This is a genomic window from Enterococcus sp. AAFC-DPL-5182, assembly GCF_058216605.1.
This window is the reverse complement of record NZ_CM177101.1, coordinates 3612515-3631124: the sequence shown is the minus strand read 5'-3', so window position 1 is coordinate 3631124 and position 18610 is coordinate 3612515. Positions and strand designations below refer to the sequence as shown.

The window sequence follows — 18610 nt, the reverse complement described above, 5'->3', positions numbered from 1 at the left end:
GAAAAAAAGGCCTTCCTATGATTGGAAGAGCCTTTTTTTATCTATGATGCGTTTAATAGCATTTGGAACAAGGCGTCAGACCTCTCGCTTGGGCCTCTTCTAATGTCGCTGGCGTATAGGTTCCATTGCCGCATTTACGATTGTGATATTTTGATCCAGTTGGCGTAACTAAGACTGTTTGCCCAGTTCCTTGTGTATCTGGGGCTGGGGTTTCTGGTGTTTGAGCGGCAGCGGCGACTTGTGCTTGTTGTTGTTCCTCAGCTGCTTTTTGTGCTTCTTGCTCTGCTTTCTTTTGTGCTTCGGCCACTTTTTTTGCTTCTTCTTTTTGAGTAGCAAGTGTTTGTTTGACATTGTTTACGCGGTTTGTTAATTCACTATTGCCGTTTGGTAGTTCTTTGATTCGGGCAATTGCTTGATTGTAATGCTCATCTGTGGGTTCCTGTTCAGCTTTTTCTACGGCTTCACGAGCAGAAGCGATTTGTTTTTCAGTCTTTTCTTTTTCTGTGATTTTTTGTTGAACGGTTGTTAAACGTTTTAGTAAATCTTCTTTATTTAAAGTTGCTTTGGCTACTAAAGCTGTGGCTGAATCAACATGTTCTTTAGTTTGTTTGGTTTCAGCTAGTTCCACAGCTTCGTAAATCGGTACGTTTTCTTTTACGATGGCTAATCGTTTGGTGAAGTCCTTTTGCTCCTTAGTTAATGAAGTAATACGTGTTGCAGCCTCGTCATAATTTTTTTGAGTGGGTTTACTTTCAGCTAGTGTTAAAGCAGTTTCGGCTTTTTTCAGTGTTTCTTGGTCTTGTTTTTCTTCATTTAAAAATGCCACGAAGGCTTTTGATGGTTTGACTTCGATTGTTTCAGCTTTGTCCTTATCGCCGATAGAAGCGACAAATGTTAGTTTTTGCGGCTGGTCGTCTTTTAACGTAACTTTATACGTAAATTTGCCGTTTTCTGTTTCGATTTTTTCTCCATCCAGGGTGATGCTACTTTCGTCATTGGTTTTCCCCTCGATTACTGCGGTTCCTTGGTCGTTTGTTTCTATTGATTTATCCGCAATGTCAACGCGTGGTGATGCTGGTAACGCAAAACCTGCTCCGATCATCAGGATAAAACTAGCTCCTGTTAAAAGTAAGGCTTTCTTTTTCGGTTGTTTTTTGAAGAAGGCTTTCAATGAAAGAACGCCTCCAACTATAATTCCTAAAAAACTTATAAGTGCAATAAATCCTAGCATACTTTTCGTTTCCTCCTTTTTAATCAACATACAAATTGTATCATATTATTATATAAAAGATAATTATATTGACGTTTGAAATATAAATCCAACAAGACGTTTGGCAGTAATAAAAAAAATTCCTGTGATAAAATGAAATAAGAATCATTTACGTATCTTATTAGAGAAGAGGAGAAAAATGAAAGCAGAGATCATTGCAGTTGGTACAGAGTTACTGCTGGGACAAGTCGTCAACACAAATGCGACTTTTCTATCAGAAGAGTTAGCAGATTTAGGAATCGAGGTGTATTATCATACCGTTGTAGGAGATAATCCGCAGCGTTTGGAACAACTATTAGTTGAGGCGGAAGAGCGTAGCGACTTGATCGTTTTGTGTGGCGGATTAGGTCCCACAGATGATGATTTGACCAAAGATACCGTTGCTGCACATATTCAGCATTCTTTGGTGCAAGATGAACAGGCGCTTATTCGTCTTAATGAATTTTTCACGTTTTCAAAACATAAAATGACAGAGAATAATTTAAGACAGACATTGATGATCGATGGGGGAATTGCGGTTCAAAATCCTACTGGACTTGCAGTTGGGACATTGATCACCGAAAATAAAACGACTTATCTGTTACTACCAGGACCTCCCAATGAGTTAAAACCTATGTTTCAGCAAAACGCCCGTCCGTTGCTAGAAGAGCTTTTCCCACAAGCGGAGCAGTTGATTTCCAGAGTTTTGAGGTTTTATGGGATCGGCGAATCGCAATTAGTGACAGAATTAAAAGAGCTGATCGATACGCAAACCAATCCTACGATCGCGCCTTACGCTAAACCAAATGAAGTAACATTACGTTTAACAGCCAAGATAGCTGATGAAAGAGTTGGTCAGGAGTTATTGGATAACTTGGAAAATGCGGTCATGGATAAAGTAGGGGAGTATTTCTACGGCTATGGTGACGAGAACAGTTTAGTAAAAGTCACCGTTGATGCATTAAAAAAACACGGAAAGACTGTGACCGCAGCAGAAAGTCTAACAGCAGGTCTTTTTCAAAGTACGTTAGGAGATGTTTCAGGTGTTTCAGAAGTATTTAAGGGCGGTTTTGTCACGTATTCTGCTGAGACAAAAGCTCGTTTTTTAGGCATCGATCCTGCAATGCTTGATAAAGAAGGAACAGTGAGCGAGGCTTGCGCGGTTGCAATGGCCGAACAAGCAAGACAATTAGCGGATGCCGATTTTGCGGTATCATTTACAGGAGTAGCAGGTCCAGATGAATTAGAAGGACAACCAGCAGGAACAGTCTGGATCGGCTTAGCAGAAAAAGGACAGCCGACTATTGCTGTTCTGCAGCATTTTAATCGCGATCGGCATTATATTCGTAAAAGTGCCGTTATGAAAGGCTTAGATCTGATTCTAAGAGCCGTAGAGAAGAAAAAATAAAAAGGCGAATGTTTGTTCGTTTTTCTCTTGCTTTTTTTAAATAAACCAGTTATGATATATTTATTGAAAAGGAATTTAAATCGTTTATATATAAGGAGGATTATCGATTGGCAGATGATCGTAAAGTGGCCTTAGATGCCGCACTAAAAAAAATCGAAAAGAACTTTGGTAAAGGTTCAGTAATGAAATTAGGGGAGAAGATCGATCAACAGATCTCAACTATTCCTAGTGGTTCTCTAGCATTAGATGTTGCATTAGGTGTTGGTGGGTATCCCCGCGGACGTATCGTTGAAGTGTATGGACCAGAAAGTTCTGGTAAAACGACAGTTGCATTACATGCGATCGCTTCTGTACAACAACAAGGCGGAACAGCTGCATTTATCGATGCGGAGCACGCTTTAGATCCTCAATATGCCCAAGCATTAGGTGTAAATATCGATGAATTACTTCTGTCGCAACCAGATACTGGTGAACAAGGCTTAGAAATCGCAGATGCGTTAGTTTCCAGTGGAGCGATCGATATCGTGGTTATTGACTCTGTAGCAGCTCTAGTACCTCGTGCGGAGATCGATGGAGAGATGGGCGCCAGCCACGTTGGTTTGCAAGCACGTTTGATGTCACAAGCGTTACGTAAGCTTTCAGGATCTATCAATAAGACTAAGACGATTGCGATTTTCATTAACCAAATTCGTGAAAAAGTCGGCGTAATGTTTGGTAACCCTGAAACAACACCAGGTGGTCGTGCCTTGAAGTTCTACGCGACAGTTCGTTTAGAAGTAAGACGTGCAGAACAATTGAAGCAAGGAACAGACATTATCGGGAACCGCACTAAAATCAAAGTCGTTAAAAACAAAGTGGCACCGCCATTTAAAGTCGCTGAAGTAGATATCATGTATGGTCAAGGTATTTCTCAAGAAGGAGAATTGCTAGATATGGCTGTGGAAAAAGATATTGTGGATAAGAGTGGCGCATGGTATAGCTATAAAGAAGAACGAATCGGTCAAGGTCGGGAAAATGTTAAGGTCTACATGACTGAACACCCAGAAATGGTAGAAGAAGTTTCAAAACGTGTCCGTGATGCATTTGGTATCGGTGATGGAACAGCATTTGTTGAAGAAGAACAAGCACAAGAGGAACTTCCTCTTGACGAAGAATAATATAGAGTAAAAAGCAAACCAATGAACGCTGTCAAAAGCATTTTATTGGTTTGCTTTTTTATGTAATAAGGATTCTTTTCAAGATAGAAGCTCTTTCAGTCAGAAAGGGCTTTTTTGAGTTGACACACTGGTGTACAAACATTAGAATAAAGTTGTGTGCAAAACACGTATGCAAGTAGGCATATTGATAATTGATTATAGTTTATCAGAAAACTACATGAATATTGAAAATTTGAAGATAGTACGGAGGTGGAAACAATGGTTTTAGGAATTCTCCTCGCTATCATCGGTTTAGTTGTCGGTCTTGGTTTAGGGTTAGTCGTTGCAAAATCACGTCATGAAAAGGCAATAGATGGTGCAAAGTCCTCTGCAGAAGGTATACTCGAAAGTGCCAATAAAGAAGCAGAGACTCTGAAAAAAGAAGCTTTATTAAAAGCTATGGAAGAAAACCAGAAGTATCGGTCAGAAATTGAAAGTGAGTTGAAAGAAAGCAAAGTAGAACTTAAATCTCAAGAAAATCGTTTATTACAAAGAGAACAAACGTTAGATCGTAAAGATGATTCTCTTGAAAAACGTGAAAACTCACTGGAAGAAAAAGAAGAGAAACTTGGTGCTAGACAGCAATTAATTGATGAGCGAGAAAAAGATGTAGAGAAACTAGTTGAAAAGCAACATCAAGAAATAGAACGTATTGCTTCACTATCTAAAGACGAAGCAAAAGATATTATTATGAAATCAACAGAAGAAGAATTAAGTCATGAGTTAACAGTAATGGTTAAAGAATCTGAGCAACGTGCCAAAGAAGAATCAGATCGAAAAGCCAAAAATTTACTTTCTCTGGCAATTCAACGCTGTGCCGCGGATTCAGTTTCTGAAACAACGGTTTCTGTTGTTAGTTTACCAAACGATGAAATGAAAGGAAGAATCATTGGGCGTGAAGGACGTAACATTCGTACATTAGAAACCTTAACAGGAATCGACTTGATTATTGATGATACGCCAGAAGCCGTGGTACTTTCAGGATTTGATCCAATTCGTAGAGAAATTGCTCGAATGACTCTTGAAAAATTAATTCAAGATGGTCGAATCCATCCAGCACGTATTGAGGAAATGGTTGAAAAATCTCGCAAAGAAATGGATGAACGTATTCGTGAATACGGTGAGCAAGCTGCATTTGAAGTAGGTGCACACACGTTGCATCCTGATTTGATCAAGATTTTGGGACGCTTACGTTTCCGTACAAGTTATGGTCAAAATGTATTGAATCACTCAATTGAGGTTGCTAAATTGACAGGCGTCTTGGCTGCAGAAATTGGCGAAGATATTCAATTAGCGAAACGCGCAGGGTTATTACATGATATTGGTAAAGCGCTAGATCATGAGATCGAAGGCTCACACGTTGAGATTGGTGCAGAATTAGCTGCTAAATACAAAGAGAATTCAACAGTTATCAATGCGATTGCATCCCATCATGGTGATGTCGAAGCAACTTCTGTTATTTCTGTATTGGTTGCTGCAGCAGATGCTTTATCAGCTGCTCGTCCAGGTGCCCGTAGCGAGTCAATGGAAAATTACATTCGACGCTTAGAAAACTTAGAAAACATTTCTAATGGATTTGAAGGAGTTGAGTCTAGTTTTGCCGTTCAAGCTGGACGCGAGGTTCGCGTTATGGTCAAACCAGATGAAATCACAGATTTAGAAGCTGTTCGTTTAGTTAGAGATATTCGTAAGAAGATCGAAGACGACTTGGATTACCCAGGTCACATCAAAGTGACCGTTATCCGAGAAACACGTGCAGTAGATTATGCGAAATAAATTAGAAAGAAGCGAGCCCTTTAGGAGCTTGCTTCTTTTTTTACTCTAAATTAGAAAAAATTCAGAATATTTTTACTAAACCGCTTGTAGTATTTTAATTACGACCAACTTCTTTTTTTGATATATTCTTTGTAGTTTTTATTAAAATCGGGGGGTTTTTATATGAAATTAAAGAAAAGTGCCTTACTAGGCTTAATCGCAGTATCAAGCATAGCTCTAGTTGCATGTGGCGGAAACTCTAAAAGTGCGGACAACGGATCTGGCACGGATGAAAAAGTATTTAGATTTATTGAAAGACAAGAAATGCCTAGCGCAGATCCTTCATTAGCAACAGACGAAGTAAGCTTTGTAGCATTGAATAATGTTTACGAAGGAATTTATCGCTTAGACAAAGACAGTAAACCTCAACCCGCTGGAGCAGCCGAAATGGCAGAAGTCAGTGAAGATGGATTGACTTACAAAATTAAATTAAGAGAAGATGCAAAATGGACAGATGATAAACCAGTAACTGCAGCAGATTTCGTATATGGATGGCAGAGAACGGTTGATCCAGCAACTGGATCAGAATATGCATATATGTTCAATTCTGTAAAAAATGCTGAAAAAATCTCTAAAGGTAAAATGAAAAAAGAAGAACTTGGCATAAAAGCGATTAGTGATCATGAATTAGAAATTACGTTAGAAAAAGCAACACCTTATTTTGATTACTTATTAGCGTTCCCTTCCTTTTTACCACAAAGACAAGATATTGCTGAAAAATATGGCAAAGATTATACAACAGCAAGTGATAAAGCGGTCTATAACGGACCATTTACTTTAACTGATTTTGATGGACCAGGAACAGATACAAGCTGGTCTTATACAAAAAATGAAAAATATTGGGATAAAGACACTGTTAAATTAGACAAAGTCGCAATCGATGTTGTAAAAGAAGCACCAACTTCATTGAACTTATTCCAAGATGGTCAAGCAGACGAAGTACCGCTTTCAGGTGAATTAGCACAACAAATGAAAAATGAACCAGACTATATTGTCTTAAAAGGTGCCTCAACGTTTTATCTTGAACCAAACCAAAGAGAAGCCGACTCACCTTATCGTAATGTGAATTTACGTAGAGCCTTATCTTATGCAATCGATCGTAAAGCGTTAGTTGAGCAAATTTTGGCTAACGGTTCAGCTATTCCGACAGGACTTGTGCCAGAAGGTTTAGCTGCTGATCCGAAAACAGATGAAGATTTTGCGAAAGAATCAGGAAACGAAATTGTTTACGATGTTGATAAAGCAAAAGAATCATGGAAGAAAGCAAAAGATGAATTAGGGATTTCTACATTATCAGTAGATTTATTGATTGATGATACCGATAATGCTAAGAAAATGGCTGAATATCTTCAAGGTTCATTATCTGATACTTTAGAAGGCTTGAAAGTATCTGTTAGCCCAGTGCCATTCTCTGTTCGTTTGGATCGTTCTAACAAAGGCGATTTCCAAATTGCTGTTAGTGCTTGGGGCGCCGATTATGCTGATCCAAGTAGTTTCTTAGACTTATTTACAACGAATAATTCTTATAACAGAGGCCGCTACTCAAATCCTGAATATGATAAACTAGTAGAAAGTGCTGCAACAACTAACGCAAACAATCCAGAAGCACGTTGGAAAGATATGTTAGATGCTGAAAAAATGATCACGGATGACATGGGTGTTATTCCATTGTATCAAAAAGCCGAAGCACACCTTCGCTCTGACAAAGTCAAAGATGTTGTGTATCACTCAACTGGTGCAAAATACGACTTTAAATGGGCTTATATCGAAGAATAAAAATAAGTAAAAAAACTCTTTCAGAGGTGATCTGGAAGAGTTTTTTACTGTTTACATGACAAATGTCATAGAGATTCATGACAAGAACATCTAACACAATCCCCAAGCGTTAGGTAAGATAAATACATAAGTAAAGGGGAGAAAAAAATGATTACAGTAAATAATCTAACAAAAACAATCAAGAATAAAACAATCTTAAAAAATGTATCACTAACTGTCGATAAAGGAGAAATCATCGCTTTAGTCGGACCCAATGGCGCAGGGAAAACAACCTTGATCAATTGTCTAACGGGGCTGATTCGCCTAACAAGTGGTGAAATCGAACTCTTTGGGAAAAATCCAATGAATAAAAAAAATAAAATCAATCTTGGTGTCATGCTTCAAGAAAGCACGACGTTAGAAAATGTTAAAGTCAAGGAACTGTTTACGTTATTTCGCAGCTTTTATTCTCAGCCGTTGTCACTAGAGGAATTATTAGAGTTGACAGGCTTAAACGAACATCAAAATACCTACACGACTAAATTATCCGGCGGACAAAAACGTCGTTTAACCTTTGGATTATCTATTATTGGCAACCCAGAACTGCTTTTTTTAGATGAACCAACAACGGGAATGGATGTCACTAGTCGTAAAATTTTCTGGGAAAAAATCAATAAGCTAAAAGAACAAGGCAAGACAATCATCTTAACCACGCATTACTTAGAAGAAATTGAAAAAGTAGCCACGCGGATTTTACTAATGAAACAAGGGGAAATCGTTCATGATGGTACATTGAAAAGTATTCAATCTGAAATGCTGCAAAATAAAATGAGCTTTCAGTTACTAGACAAAAAAGATGAAGCGAAGCTAGCTGAGTTACCTCACGTTTCAACAATCGAAAAAGAAACCGAAAAAATCACGCTTTATACCACAAATAGTGATGAAACACTGTTGGAAATAGTAGCAACTAAGATCAGTTTTAAGGATTTACTGATTATCCCAGGGAATTTAGAAACAGTTTTTAACACATTAGTCGAGGAGGAAAACAAATGAACGCACTTGTTATACAAACGAAAATAGATTTAAACCGATCATTACTTAGAAGCAAACCATTTATCTTTTTTTCACTAGGAATGCCAGTGGGGTTCTATTTACTGTTTACTAAAGTATTTAATATGGGGATTCCAGCAGAACATATGGCTACTTTTTACAAGGAAAGTATGATTCAAATGGCGACATATAGCGTGATGATCAGTTCTTTATTTTCATTTTCTATGACCTTGATCGAAGATCGCAAGCAAGGGGTCAAACAGTTTTTACGATTATCACCGCTTCCAGAAAGTATCTACTATACTAGCAAAATTTTTACTCAATTTCTGATCAATATTTTATTGCTGATCGTTATTTTTTTAGTAGGTCATTTTGTTAATGGCGTGGAAATGAATGCAGTCGCTTGGCTGACTAGCGGTTTATGGATTTTATATGGTTGCTTACCGATTACAGCTCTGGCTACGATCATTAGCTTAGTGAAAGATCCTAATACTGCAAGCGTATTGAATAATATGGTGTTGATGCCATTAGCTATCATTAGCGGATTATGGTGGCCGATCGAGATGTTTCCAGACGTGGTTCAAAAAATCGCCGCATCTCTACCGACATTTTACGCAGCACAAGGAGCAAAACAATTGGCTAACGGACAACGACCAGATGTAAAAGGAATTTTGATCATTTTCGTTTATTTCATTGTCCTTATGGTATTATCAATATATCTGAATGGGCGCAAAGAAGAAGTAAAACGTTAGGGGAAAGTTATGATTGGTAAATTTAGGTTGTATCCAAAAGAAGATGGTTTTGTAGCATTTATATGGTTGATTTTTATATTGATTCCGATTATTGCTATGTTTCCGTATGATAATGTTGATAAGCAGTTGGCATTGGTGCTGTTGGGTATTTTTGTGGTGACGTATCGAAATTGTTTGTTTAATGGGAAGTGGTTTCCGTTTTGGATGGGGTTGATGTATGTGATATCCCTGTTTTATACGCTGTACTTTGGTTATATCTATTTGTTCATCTATCCAGCGTGGATGATCGGTTTCATGCCAATGAAGAAAAAGGTATTTCGCTATTATTATATTGCCTTGTTATGTATGCTGGTGCCAGTTCCTTTTGCATTGAACCAATTGCCAGAATATATGACAAATGAGCTGCGAATCACGATTTTTGTCTATGGATTTTTTATCTGTGCCGCTCCTTTTGCGGGGCGTTCAATTCGTAAACAAGCGCAGCTACGTAAGCAGATGTATCAATCAACGCAACGAATGGAATATGTTATTAAACAAGAAGAACGCTATCGAATTGCCAGAGATTTGCATGATACTTTAGGACAATCCTTATCCATCATGACAATCAAAGCGGAACTTGCTGGAAAGCTTATAGATAAAGATCATGAGCTAGCCAAAAAAGAAATGACGGAAGTGGCTGACACGTCAAGAGGGACCTTGCAGACGGTGCGGGAAATTGTTTCAAGTATGCGTTATGTTTTGATTGTTGAAGAAATGATCACGATCGAAAAAAATTTACGAACAGCAAAAATCATCTTATCCACAGAAGGAGAAGAATTAACAGAGGGGATTCCAGCTGATATTCAAAATACAGTGAGTTATTGCTTAAGAGAATGTATCACAAATGTGATTCGTCACAGTAAAGCGGGGCAGTGTAAAATTTGTATAAAAAAAACAGCAACGGATTATCTATTTATTGTTGAAGATGATGGTCGTGGAATGGGGCAATCAATACAGGGCAATGGCCTAACTGGACTAAGAGAACGAATTGAGAGTGTTGATGGAGAACTGGAATTTACGCAAAAAAATGGAACGAAGGTTTTATTCACAGTACCTGTGAATAAAAAAGAGGAGACAATCAATGATTAAACTGATTATTGCAGAAGACCAAGGCTTATTGTCTTCTGCCTTGGCGACGATTTTAAGTTTGGAAGAAGATTTAGAGGTTGTGGGGATTGCTAAAAATGGTGTGGAAGCATTAGAATTGATAGAAAAACATCAACCAGATATTTGTTTGACAGATATTGAAATGCCGTTAAAAACGGGACTGGATTTAGCGGAAGCGTTAAAAGGTCAAGCACAAAAAGTTATGATCTTGACGACATTTGCCAGAGAAGGCTACTTTGAACGTGCGGTGAAAGCGAATGTAGCGGGTTATCTCTTAAAAGATACACCGACGGATGAATTGATCGGAAATATTCGGGCAGTCATGCAAGGTAAAAAGTTTTATTCACCTGAACTTGTAACAGGTCTATTTTTACAACAAGACAATCCGCTGACTGAGCGAGAACAAGAAGTGTTACTAGCAGTTGGTGAAGGCTTGTCTTCTAAGGAAATTGCTGCAAAATTATTTTTAACTAGTGGAACGGTACGAAATTATATGTCGGAAATCTTGAATAAATTGGACGCAAAAAATCGGATCGAGGCAGTGAGTATTGCAAAGGAAAAAGGGTGGATATAGGCAAAGAAAAGATAATTAAGTGATGATAGATGGTTAGGTTTTACACGGGATAGTTTAACCAGTCGCAAAAAATGAAAAAAACCCTTATTATTTATTAATTTTTTTATAAATAAATTTTAATTAAATATGTTTTTGTTTTTTTATCATTTATTATATGAAAGTATGTTTTAAAATAGAAGGAGTTTAATTATGAAAAAGACTATCATCAGTTTATTTACTTTGGTAATGGCACTATTCTTGGTGCCTTTATCAAGCGAAGCGGCCCAGATCAACTTTTACGATATTGACTATCTTAGTCCACAAGAACAAGCTGCTATTATTAAGGAAAAACCTTCAGTAAGTGGAAAGTATGAACAGTACAATCTTATTTACCAAAAAATATCAGCTGCTGCAACACCTAACGATAATTCTAATTCAGGATTATCCATTGGGTCAAAGAATGACGGGATGACTGCAAAACCAAGCAGTCAGTCTCAGTTGCCAAAAGCAGGAGAGTTTGAGCATTCTAACTTGTTGTTATATGGAAGTGGGTTTATAGTTGCGAGTTTGTTTATTTTTTATAAACGGAGAAAGTACAGTAAACTATTACTTATCATTATGATTCCAGCAGCTATAAGTAGTTCATCGATGATTGCCTTAGCGGCAGGAGAGCCTTTGCTTCCGAAAGAAAATATCTCGATTTCTAAAGACGAAACAAAAATCATTGAGCCAACTCTGATCGAAGGATATGAATATGTAGGATACTATCCAGACGCTGAAGTGGTTCCGCTGAAATAGGCTATGTAAGTTCTGCAATTCCTGAATCATAGGTAAGAATAGTCTGGGCTAGGAGCAGTTAAAATTATCAAAGAAACCAAAAATAAGCTTCTTCGATACGTGTAGAAGAAGCTTATTTTGGGTTTGAGATCATTTAAGCATGTGGGGAACCAAGTAAGAAAATTTTACATAGAATATGAAATTTCTCGGTACTGTTTTAGTTGCTTAATAAAATAGGAATCTCTTTTCTTAATAGTGATAGCTGGAAAGGTGCTGGGGATAAAAAAGAGTAATCAAGAGAGCAAACAAATGGGTAATATCACTAGATTAGCCATTTCTAGGAAAGGATAGAATTGTCCTTTTGTTTTATTTTTTTCGTGTAAATGGTGTAATTTTTATTTTTAAATGGCGTATTTTTTATATAGAAAAATAGCACAAACCTAAATTATTTCGGGAAAAAATCTATTTAATAAAGTTTATTCGTTTACTTTGCCAAATAATTTTAGAAAAACTGTGTCATTTAAATAAACAAATTACAGTAACTTTATAGTGTTAATTTTTAATGTAAATTAATTTTAGATTGTAGGACTGATGTCCGAAGTTAAAAGCATGAAAAAACACTGTGATGAAATTCATATTGTTTTTCCATGCGTTTGTATAGGAATTTGAAAGAAAATTTAAAGTTTTGTATATTATGCTAATAAACATATTTTTAATATTAATGTTTACAAATAATATAATTAATGATAAGTTTGCAATACGTTATGTATAACGCTTACAAATTCAAAGTGTGGAGGTTAGTCAAATGAAAAAAATGTTAGGATTAGTAATGTGTACCATAATTACATTAGGTTTTGCAGCACCCACAGTATCATTCGCAAATGAACAATTAGAGCCACAGTCTGAGGTTTCGGTATCAGCAACTGAAAATCCTCAAGATACTTTTGAGAATTTTAAAAGTTTCGTGGATAGTAAGATCAGTTTTGATGGAAATAAATATGTTCTTGATGATCCTATGGAAATTAAGGAAGTTTTGATTCAAAATGAGAATCAAATCAGTCTAGAAATTAATTCAGAATTTTCAGGTGTAGCGTACTTTAATAATATTACAAAAAATATTGAAGATATGAATGCCAAGCTAGCTGGTGGGAATTATCATAAAACAGGAGATAATGGAATTGAAAAAAATATTCCTTTAACTCGTCAAGCGAAACCGGAAAAACCATATCAAGCAACATCTCATTGGTGGGGGGTAAAATTTCAATCTTTTGGACCAAAAGGAACTATAGATTTGAGGACTATGTTTTTAAATAGTACTTTAGTTCAAGGTGCTTTAGTTGCAGTTCTTGCTTTCACCCCAGCTGCGGTATTATCAGTGTTTCCAATTTTATCGGGAGCGTATGATGGAATGGTTGCAAACTCAATACAAGGTGAAATAGATAAAGGAACAGATAAAAAAGGTATATCAGTGGATGTAAATAACTGGGTACCTACATACTCTGTGTATCCAAACTAATTATGAAATCGAATAAAATTGTCAGTCTTATGCTTTTTATCGCAGCTTTATTTTTTTTATACATGTATATAAATGTAAATTCATTCTTTGTATTCTTAATTATTTCTATATTGTATTTTTTTGTTTCAGTTTATTTGTTTCAAAAAAAAGATTAAAAATTACAGGTATTAGACAATAGAAATTTAAATAGATACAAAATTACAAATTTAACAAGAAAAATATAAGGTATCGACAAAGATCAATAGATTTTTTAGATTCTTATATTTTTTTAATTAGAGGAGGAGAAAAAATGAACCAAAGAAAATGGGCAAAAAAAATTTTTTTATCAGGTATTTTTTTTCTATTGTTTTTTTCGTTTTTAACAAATAGCAAAACTGTGCAAGCTGATTTTGTTCCACCTGAAGTAGAAACAGTTGTGATACCAGAATATAATCAACCATTCAATAAAGTATTTACTATGCAACCTACACCACTATCAGTAGTGAATGTATTAAATTTTGTGGAAGGTTCAACTAGCAGAAAACCTAATCAATTACTTAAATATGTTTATCCAAATTATAGCGATGCGCAATTAAATTCTGTAACTGCTAATTTGGAACAATCAAATAAATTTTTGAACAATCAAAGCTATAAAACGAAAATTAGTGTTGGTCAACTGAATCTGACTTTATTGAAAGAAGAACTATCAAACCGGAGACCAGTTATTGCCTATTTATCTGCAAATGGTGATTATTGGATTGAGCAAGAAACGTCAATAATTATATACGGGTATCAAAAGATTACTTTTCCTGGTAGACCTTCTCAAGTTGTTTACATGTATCGGAGTGTGAATCATGGAAATGGTGCTATATACAGCGGTGGTGAGAATGCAATACCATTATTACTCAAAGAAAGTCAAACAGATCCTACTGCAAATATCACCTTTAAATGGGTTTCTACATTATATGGGTTTAACAAATAAGGGAGTGGAATACAGATGAAGAATGTAAAACGTTTTGGACTTGGATTGTTTTTGACTGTTGGCTTTATGTTGAATGTAGGAGTAGCAACAAAAACTGATGCTGCTTCTTTGTATATCGAATCAACTGATGTCCCAAATGAAACGACTGTACTTGCTACGCAAAATTGGCAAGACTATCTAAATAAAATGATGCTGGCAGATAATGGAAGTAGTGCAGACTATTATCTAGGGCAACCTTTTACCATTAGTTACCCTGAAAGTACGACCTTTAGTTATCCTATTGTAGCGAAAGAAAACAAGCAGATAGCTTATCTTTTACAAATTGATTCTTCAGATAGTCAAAATCCTGATAGTTTCATGCTATCAAAGGCGTTAGCAAAAAAATTAGAAGATGTTAGTTTAACAATTACTACGAATAATGAGCAAGCAATTCAGTTAGATGGTTTAAATCAAAATGTATTCTATAACTATATGAATACAAAACAGCCTTTGTTAACGATCAATACTACAGATATTCCAGTTGAAATCCCCATCAGTCAACCTGTTAAAACAATTGATATAACAGAGCCGACAGCACAACCAAATTTGAGATCAGCAAGAGCTTTAGTAGAATTTGATACAAATATTCTTCCCTGGAACGTCTATGAAACACAGGGAAACCAGCCGTGGTGTCAAGATTTTACTATGGCTGCAGTAATTAATCACCAAGCAGGTAAACAAATTACCTCAGCTAATGATATCATCCATAAGACTTATCCTAAGGCAACAGAAGCACAATTGATGGACAGTAATTGGGTTACTAAACAAAATTTGTTTGATACAATAAATTATGTGAATAAAACATACAAGTATTCACTTAAATTTGAGAGTAATGTCTTACCCTTCTCAATGATAAAGAATGAAATTGGTAAGAATGCACCTATTATTACAAATTTGAAATCGACTACGACTGCTGGACATTCAATTGTTCTTATGGGATATACTGCACCTAAAAATGGAGATACTGCGTCCTATCCCCCATACTATTTTTACTGGAATCCATGGTGGGAAGATACCTTTATTGTCTCAAGTAAATCACAATATATGACACTTGGGCAAATAAATTATGAATGGAACCAAACAATCTATAATTTTAGACAAGGAAAGTATCAAGATAAGATAGATACCATTGTTACCTTGCAATCCTTTGCATCGCAGTATCAAACTGGTGGTAATATTCCTACAAATCTTAGAGGTAAAGAATATATCATTAAAGATGTAAAAGAAGTGAAACAATCTAATTCTAAATTAGCTTATTATCTTGAAGGGCTTAATCAGTGGGTATTAGAACAAGATGTAAAGCCTTATGCAACACCTCTATTAAATAAAAATGTATTATTATTATCGAAAGCAAGTAATGCTCAGACTGGAGAGTTTATCGATCCGTCCTTGAGGAATAAACGATACTCAGCAATACGGGTGAAGCCAGTAAGACAATCCAATTCAAAATTGGCTTACTATTTAAATGGACTGAACAAATGGATTTTAGAGCAAGATCTTTCTCAATAAAAAATTCATTTTCTTAAGTGTTACTATCTAAAATAATAACTACGTGCAAAGAGCTTAGACTTATGTCGCAAGCTCTTTGTTTTGAAATAGTTCAATGAGGTATAGGCAATTGACCATTTTATGAACGTTGATTTGACAAGATTATTCAGTGTTCAATAGAGTTGCCCAAAAAAAGAGTTAGATAAGCTATAAGCTTTCTAACTCTTTTTTTACTACGTCAATGCTAAACGTATATTCAGGTGTCATACTACGATATGGCGTTTTAGCAAGGAAATCCATTACAGATGTCTGTAGCCGTGAATTCAGGTCAATGTCTTCAGGATAAGAATTCAACATTTGAATCATATTGTTATTAATGCCGCTGATTGAACGGTTATAGGAATAAGAAATTTCCATTCTGCCAGCTCTAAGAAAATATTTTTTTAGTTGATAAGGTTTGTTTGTACTATAGCCAAAAACATGTTCAATGCCTTCTTTTATGTAAACAGAAAGCTGTTGTTTGTTTTTAGCGTTAATATCAGCCAAAACGATTGGAGAAAAGGACAGATCATTTACCAAAACTAAAACTTTTTTTCTGTCTAAAGTAAAATAATTTGCATGCCAAGAGAAAAAGGATCGTTCAGTTGAGCTGGATGTAGTAGTAGAAACTGGAAATTCACTAAAAAGTGGTAATGATTTTTTTGTAGGTACAATGATCATAAGTAAACTCCTTTTACGTTAATCATGAGTACAGTATAACATACACAGAGAAAATAATTTGAAATACAAGGCGTACTTATACCAAAAACATTGGTTTTAGGTGAAGGAAAGAATGATTTATTTTATATCAAATTAGCAAGTAGCTAAAAGTGATTTTACGCAGAAGCAGCGAGATCACTTATATATATGTGACTGGTCATCATTTGCTTAATTAGGTAATTCCAAAAAACAGTCGTTTTTAGGGCAAGAAGGATAATTCTCAATTACCCTTTAATATTTTAAATTTTCTTTCCCAAAACTTACAACAAAATCTATATGTCAATAACTCCTGCTTATGGTACAATTTTAGCAAGAGTGATGACATGAAATACACAGGTTATGCACGAATCAGTACAAAGTCACAAGAACTGAATCGGCAGCTTGATATTTTAAAAAAATACAATTGTGATGGAATTTTGACTGAAAAAATTAGTGGGACTAAAGCAAGTCGACAACAACTAGATACACTGAAAGAGTCTGTTCGAGAAGGCGGTACTTTAGTGTAGAAAGTTGGAGAAGATCAGAACGTAGTACAAGGGAGCTTTTAGAGTTAGTTGATTTCTTTTCTAAAAAAAACGTACAAGTGATTAGTGACAAAGAAAAATTTGATACGTCCACACCACAAGGCAAGGTAATACTGACCGTCTTTCAAGCTTTTGCAAAATTTGAGAGGGATTTAATAGTTGAAAACGTACTAGAGAGGGGCTTAAAAGTGCAAGAGCAAGAGGACGTGTTGGTGGTCGTCCTAAAGTGTTAGAGAAAAAAATTCAGGAAGCTATTAGTCTATAGATATAAAACAGTATTCAGGAAAAGAAATATATGAAATGACAGGGATTTCTTCTTCAACGTTTTATAGATACCTCGAAAAAAGAAATTACAGTGACTAGAGAATCATTCTAATTTTATGTGGATATCTATATATTGTAGATTAGACGATTAGTTTCAGCAAAAAAATAACACGGAATAAGGACAGAATTGAAAGCCTAACTAAAGTAGATCAACATCTTTTTAAAAGTGAAATTGAAGAACATAAGGAAGAAAACAAGCTTCTACAGTCAGAACTAGAAGTTTTTATATAGTAATATCAAAAATAACCAGTAAGGGTGAAGAAATATGAAAAATTTTTTTTAGTTTTAGTTTCAGCTGTACTATTAGCAAGCTGTGCTAGTAATCAATCAACCAGGTCTGTAGATTCAACTAATCATTCGGTTACTAATAACACCACTCATAAAAAAGAAGAAACCTCATTATCAAGTTCGAAAAAAAAAGAATCAATAGAAACTACTCAAAGTTCACTAGCAACTACAAATTCTGCAGAAGCCAAATATCCTAAAATTACAAAGATGTTGCTTAATGGAAAATCTTGGTATGAAGGAAATTCTACTAGTGTAGAGAACCAACCAAGACAAGGTTTTACTGAAGATAAGCTTCATGATCTGTTCGGGAATGAATTGGAGTATGAAATTATTATTGATGATAATGAACAAACATATAGAGTTCTTGATTATAGAAAAAATGAACTTGTCGATATTAAACTTAAAACAAAAATTAAAGTGAACAAGCCAACGGTTGATGGCACCTATAGAGACGTATTCTACTATTTATATTATAAATATGACGGAACATTGATGATTGCACGAGAAGAAGCTCCGTCAGAAGACAGTGATTTAACAAGTTATCCTTTAGAGGAAATAAATATTTGGGATAATTAGAGTGAATGAAAAAATGATTTATTCCCAAAAGTGACAGTTATAATATAATCAAACATTTATCAAAAATGATTAGAATAAAATGGATTAAACAATCTCAAGTTAATCAATGTAGAAAAGTTATGAAGGTGACACTCTATAGGAGTTGGTGCATATGATTGTATATATTGAATCTAACGAAAGGAGAAGTCTTTTGGCCGCATTAGAAACAATTCAATTGATTCTAAGCTTTGGTATGTTTACCATTGCGCTCGTTAAATTGATTGTAGATATGCTTAAGAACGACAAAAAAATAACCGTCAAAATGTAGTGACCCCACAAAGTTAGACTTTTTTGGGTCACTACATTTCATACCTTATACACCTTTTACAAGAAAAAAGAACTACAAATCATCGTTGAAATTACGTTTAACTACGCATACTCAGCCGATCATAGAA

Annotated in this window: 16 protein-coding genes and 1 pseudogene; 15 read left to right on the top strand and 2 right to left on the bottom strand. The window is 35.4% G+C overall.

Features of this window, described 5'->3' with window-relative positions:
• Window positions 1-52: 52 nt before the first annotated feature.
• Window positions 53-1231: a hypothetical protein gene (locus AC4BB7_RS17045; RefSeq protein ID WP_490483861.1), complete on the bottom strand. Its 1179-nt coding sequence runs from the start codon at window positions 1229-1231 to the stop codon at window positions 53-55.
• 178 nt (window positions 1232-1409) lie between these two features.
• Here AC4BB7_RS17045 and AC4BB7_RS17040 point away from each other — a divergent pair, with 178 nt between their 5' ends.
• From AC4BB7_RS17040 to AC4BB7_RS16985, 12 genes are all read left to right on the top strand, one after another.
• Window positions 1410-2657 (top strand): competence/damage-inducible protein A, encoded by a 1248-nt coding sequence (locus AC4BB7_RS17040; RefSeq protein WP_490483860.1) that lies wholly within the window; start codon window positions 1410-1412, stop codon window positions 2655-2657.
• A 107-nt stretch (window positions 2658-2764) separates the two neighbouring features.
• Window positions 2765-3814, top strand: coding sequence for a recombinase RecA (gene recA / locus AC4BB7_RS17035; RefSeq protein WP_086314634.1), 1050 nt, complete (start codon window positions 2765-2767; stop codon window positions 3812-3814).
• Window positions 3815-4072: 258 nt separating this feature from the next.
• Window positions 4073-5629: a ribonuclease Y gene (gene rny / locus AC4BB7_RS17030; protein ID WP_086314633.1), complete on the top strand. Its 1557-nt coding sequence runs from the start codon at window positions 4073-4075 to the stop codon at window positions 5627-5629.
• A gap of 162 nt (window positions 5630-5791) precedes the next feature.
• Window positions 5792-7444 (top strand): peptide ABC transporter substrate-binding protein, encoded by a 1653-nt coding sequence (locus tag AC4BB7_RS17025; protein ID WP_490483859.1) that lies wholly within the window; start codon window positions 5792-5794, stop codon window positions 7442-7444.
• A 147-nt stretch (window positions 7445-7591) separates the two neighbouring features.
• Window positions 7592-8476, top strand: coding sequence for an ABC transporter ATP-binding protein (locus tag AC4BB7_RS17020; protein WP_490483858.1), 885 nt, complete (start codon window positions 7592-7594; stop codon window positions 8474-8476).
• Window positions 8473-9225 carry an ABC transporter permease gene (locus tag AC4BB7_RS17015; RefSeq protein ID WP_490483857.1) on the top strand — a complete coding sequence of 251 codons (753 nt, stop codon included), beginning with the start codon at window positions 8473-8475 and terminating at the stop codon, window positions 9223-9225. The genes AC4BB7_RS17020 and AC4BB7_RS17015 overlap by 4 nt, the downstream gene beginning before the upstream one ends.
• A gap of 9 nt (window positions 9226-9234) precedes the next feature.
• The gene (locus AC4BB7_RS17010) at window positions 9235-10353 is read left to right on the top strand and encodes a sensor histidine kinase (protein ID WP_490483856.1); all 1119 of its coding nucleotides are present in this window, start codon (window positions 9235-9237) and stop codon (window positions 10351-10353) included.
• A complete protein-coding gene (locus tag AC4BB7_RS17005; RefSeq protein WP_086314628.1) occupies window positions 10346-10945 on the top strand; it encodes a response regulator transcription factor in 600 nt (199 codons plus the stop codon). Before AC4BB7_RS17010 ends, AC4BB7_RS17005 begins: the two co-directional genes overlap by 8 nt.
• Window positions 10946-11134: 189 nt before the next feature.
• Window positions 11135-11722 carry an LPXTG cell wall anchor domain-containing protein gene (locus AC4BB7_RS17000; protein WP_490483855.1) on the top strand — a complete coding sequence of 196 codons (588 nt, stop codon included), beginning with the start codon at window positions 11135-11137 and terminating at the stop codon, window positions 11720-11722.
• 784 nt (window positions 11723-12506) lie between these two features.
• Window positions 12507-13217 (top strand): hypothetical protein, encoded by a 711-nt coding sequence (locus AC4BB7_RS16995; protein ID WP_490483854.1) that lies wholly within the window; start codon window positions 12507-12509, stop codon window positions 13215-13217.
• 289 nt (window positions 13218-13506) lie between these two features.
• On the top strand, window positions 13507-14178 hold the full coding sequence (locus AC4BB7_RS16990; protein WP_490483853.1) for a hypothetical protein: 672 nt from the start codon (window positions 13507-13509) through the stop codon (window positions 14176-14178).
• Window positions 14179-14193: 15 nt separating this feature from the next.
• Complete coding sequence (locus AC4BB7_RS16985; protein WP_490483852.1) at window positions 14194-15726, top strand: C47 family peptidase; 1533 nt, start codon at window positions 14194-14196, stop codon at window positions 15724-15726.
• Between the two features lie 186 nt (window positions 15727-15912).
• Here AC4BB7_RS16985 and AC4BB7_RS16980 read toward each other — a convergent pair whose 3' ends face one another.
• Window positions 15913-16425, bottom strand: a complete 513-nt coding sequence (locus tag AC4BB7_RS16980; protein WP_490483851.1) for a DUF6933 domain-containing protein — start codon at window positions 16423-16425, stop codon at window positions 15913-15915.
• 362 nt (window positions 16426-16787) lie between these two features.
• Here AC4BB7_RS16980 and AC4BB7_RS16975 point away from each other — a divergent pair.
• The 3 genes and pseudogenes from AC4BB7_RS16975 (at window position 16788) to pepG1 (ending at window position 18483) form a co-directional block, all read left to right on the top strand.
• Window positions 16788-17351 (top strand): annotated as a pseudogene (locus tag AC4BB7_RS16975) (recombinase family protein).
• 216 nt (window positions 17352-17567) lie between these two features.
• Window positions 17568-18176 carry a hypothetical protein gene (locus AC4BB7_RS16970; RefSeq protein WP_490483850.1) on the top strand — a complete coding sequence of 203 codons (609 nt, stop codon included), beginning with the start codon at window positions 17568-17570 and terminating at the stop codon, window positions 18174-18176.
• A 151-nt stretch (window positions 18177-18327) separates the two neighbouring features.
• On the top strand, window positions 18328-18483 hold the full coding sequence (gene pepG1 / locus AC4BB7_RS16965; protein ID WP_490483849.1) for a type I toxin-antitoxin system toxin PepG1: 156 nt from the start codon (window positions 18328-18330) through the stop codon (window positions 18481-18483).
• Window positions 18484-18610 lie beyond the last annotated feature (127 nt).

Coding starts and splice junctions, on each gene's coding strand:
- AC4BB7_RS17045 (WP_490483861.1), bottom strand. CDS start 1,231: ATGCTAGGATTTATTGCACTTATAAGTTTTTTAGGAATTATAGTTGGA.
- AC4BB7_RS17040 (WP_490483860.1), top strand. CDS start 1,410: ATGAAAGCAGAGATCATTGCAGTTGGTACAGAGTTACTGCTGGGACAA.
- rny (WP_086314633.1), top strand. CDS start 4,073: ATGGTTTTAGGAATTCTCCTCGCTATCATCGGTTTAGTTGTCGGTCTT.
- AC4BB7_RS17025 (WP_490483859.1), top strand. CDS start 5,792: ATGAAATTAAAGAAAAGTGCCTTACTAGGCTTAATCGCAGTATCAAGC.
- AC4BB7_RS17020 (WP_490483858.1), top strand. CDS start 7,592: ATGATTACAGTAAATAATCTAACAAAAACAATCAAGAATAAAACAATC.
- AC4BB7_RS17015 (WP_490483857.1), top strand. CDS start 8,473: ATGAACGCACTTGTTATACAAACGAAAATAGATTTAAACCGATCATTA.
- AC4BB7_RS17010 (WP_490483856.1), top strand. CDS start 9,235: ATGATTGGTAAATTTAGGTTGTATCCAAAAGAAGATGGTTTTGTAGCA.
- AC4BB7_RS17005 (WP_086314628.1), top strand. CDS start 10,346: ATGATTAAACTGATTATTGCAGAAGACCAAGGCTTATTGTCTTCTGCC.
- AC4BB7_RS17000 (WP_490483855.1), top strand. CDS start 11,135: ATGAAAAAGACTATCATCAGTTTATTTACTTTGGTAATGGCACTATTC.
- AC4BB7_RS16995 (WP_490483854.1), top strand. CDS start 12,507: ATGAAAAAAATGTTAGGATTAGTAATGTGTACCATAATTACATTAGGT.
- AC4BB7_RS16990 (WP_490483853.1), top strand. CDS start 13,507: ATGAACCAAAGAAAATGGGCAAAAAAAATTTTTTTATCAGGTATTTTT.
- AC4BB7_RS16985 (WP_490483852.1), top strand. CDS start 14,194: ATGAAGAATGTAAAACGTTTTGGACTTGGATTGTTTTTGACTGTTGGC.
- AC4BB7_RS16980 (WP_490483851.1), bottom strand. CDS start 16,425: ATGATCATTGTACCTACAAAAAAATCATTACCACTTTTTAGTGAATTT.
- pepG1 (WP_490483849.1), top strand. CDS start 18,328: ATGATTGTATATATTGAATCTAACGAAAGGAGAAGTCTTTTGGCCGCA.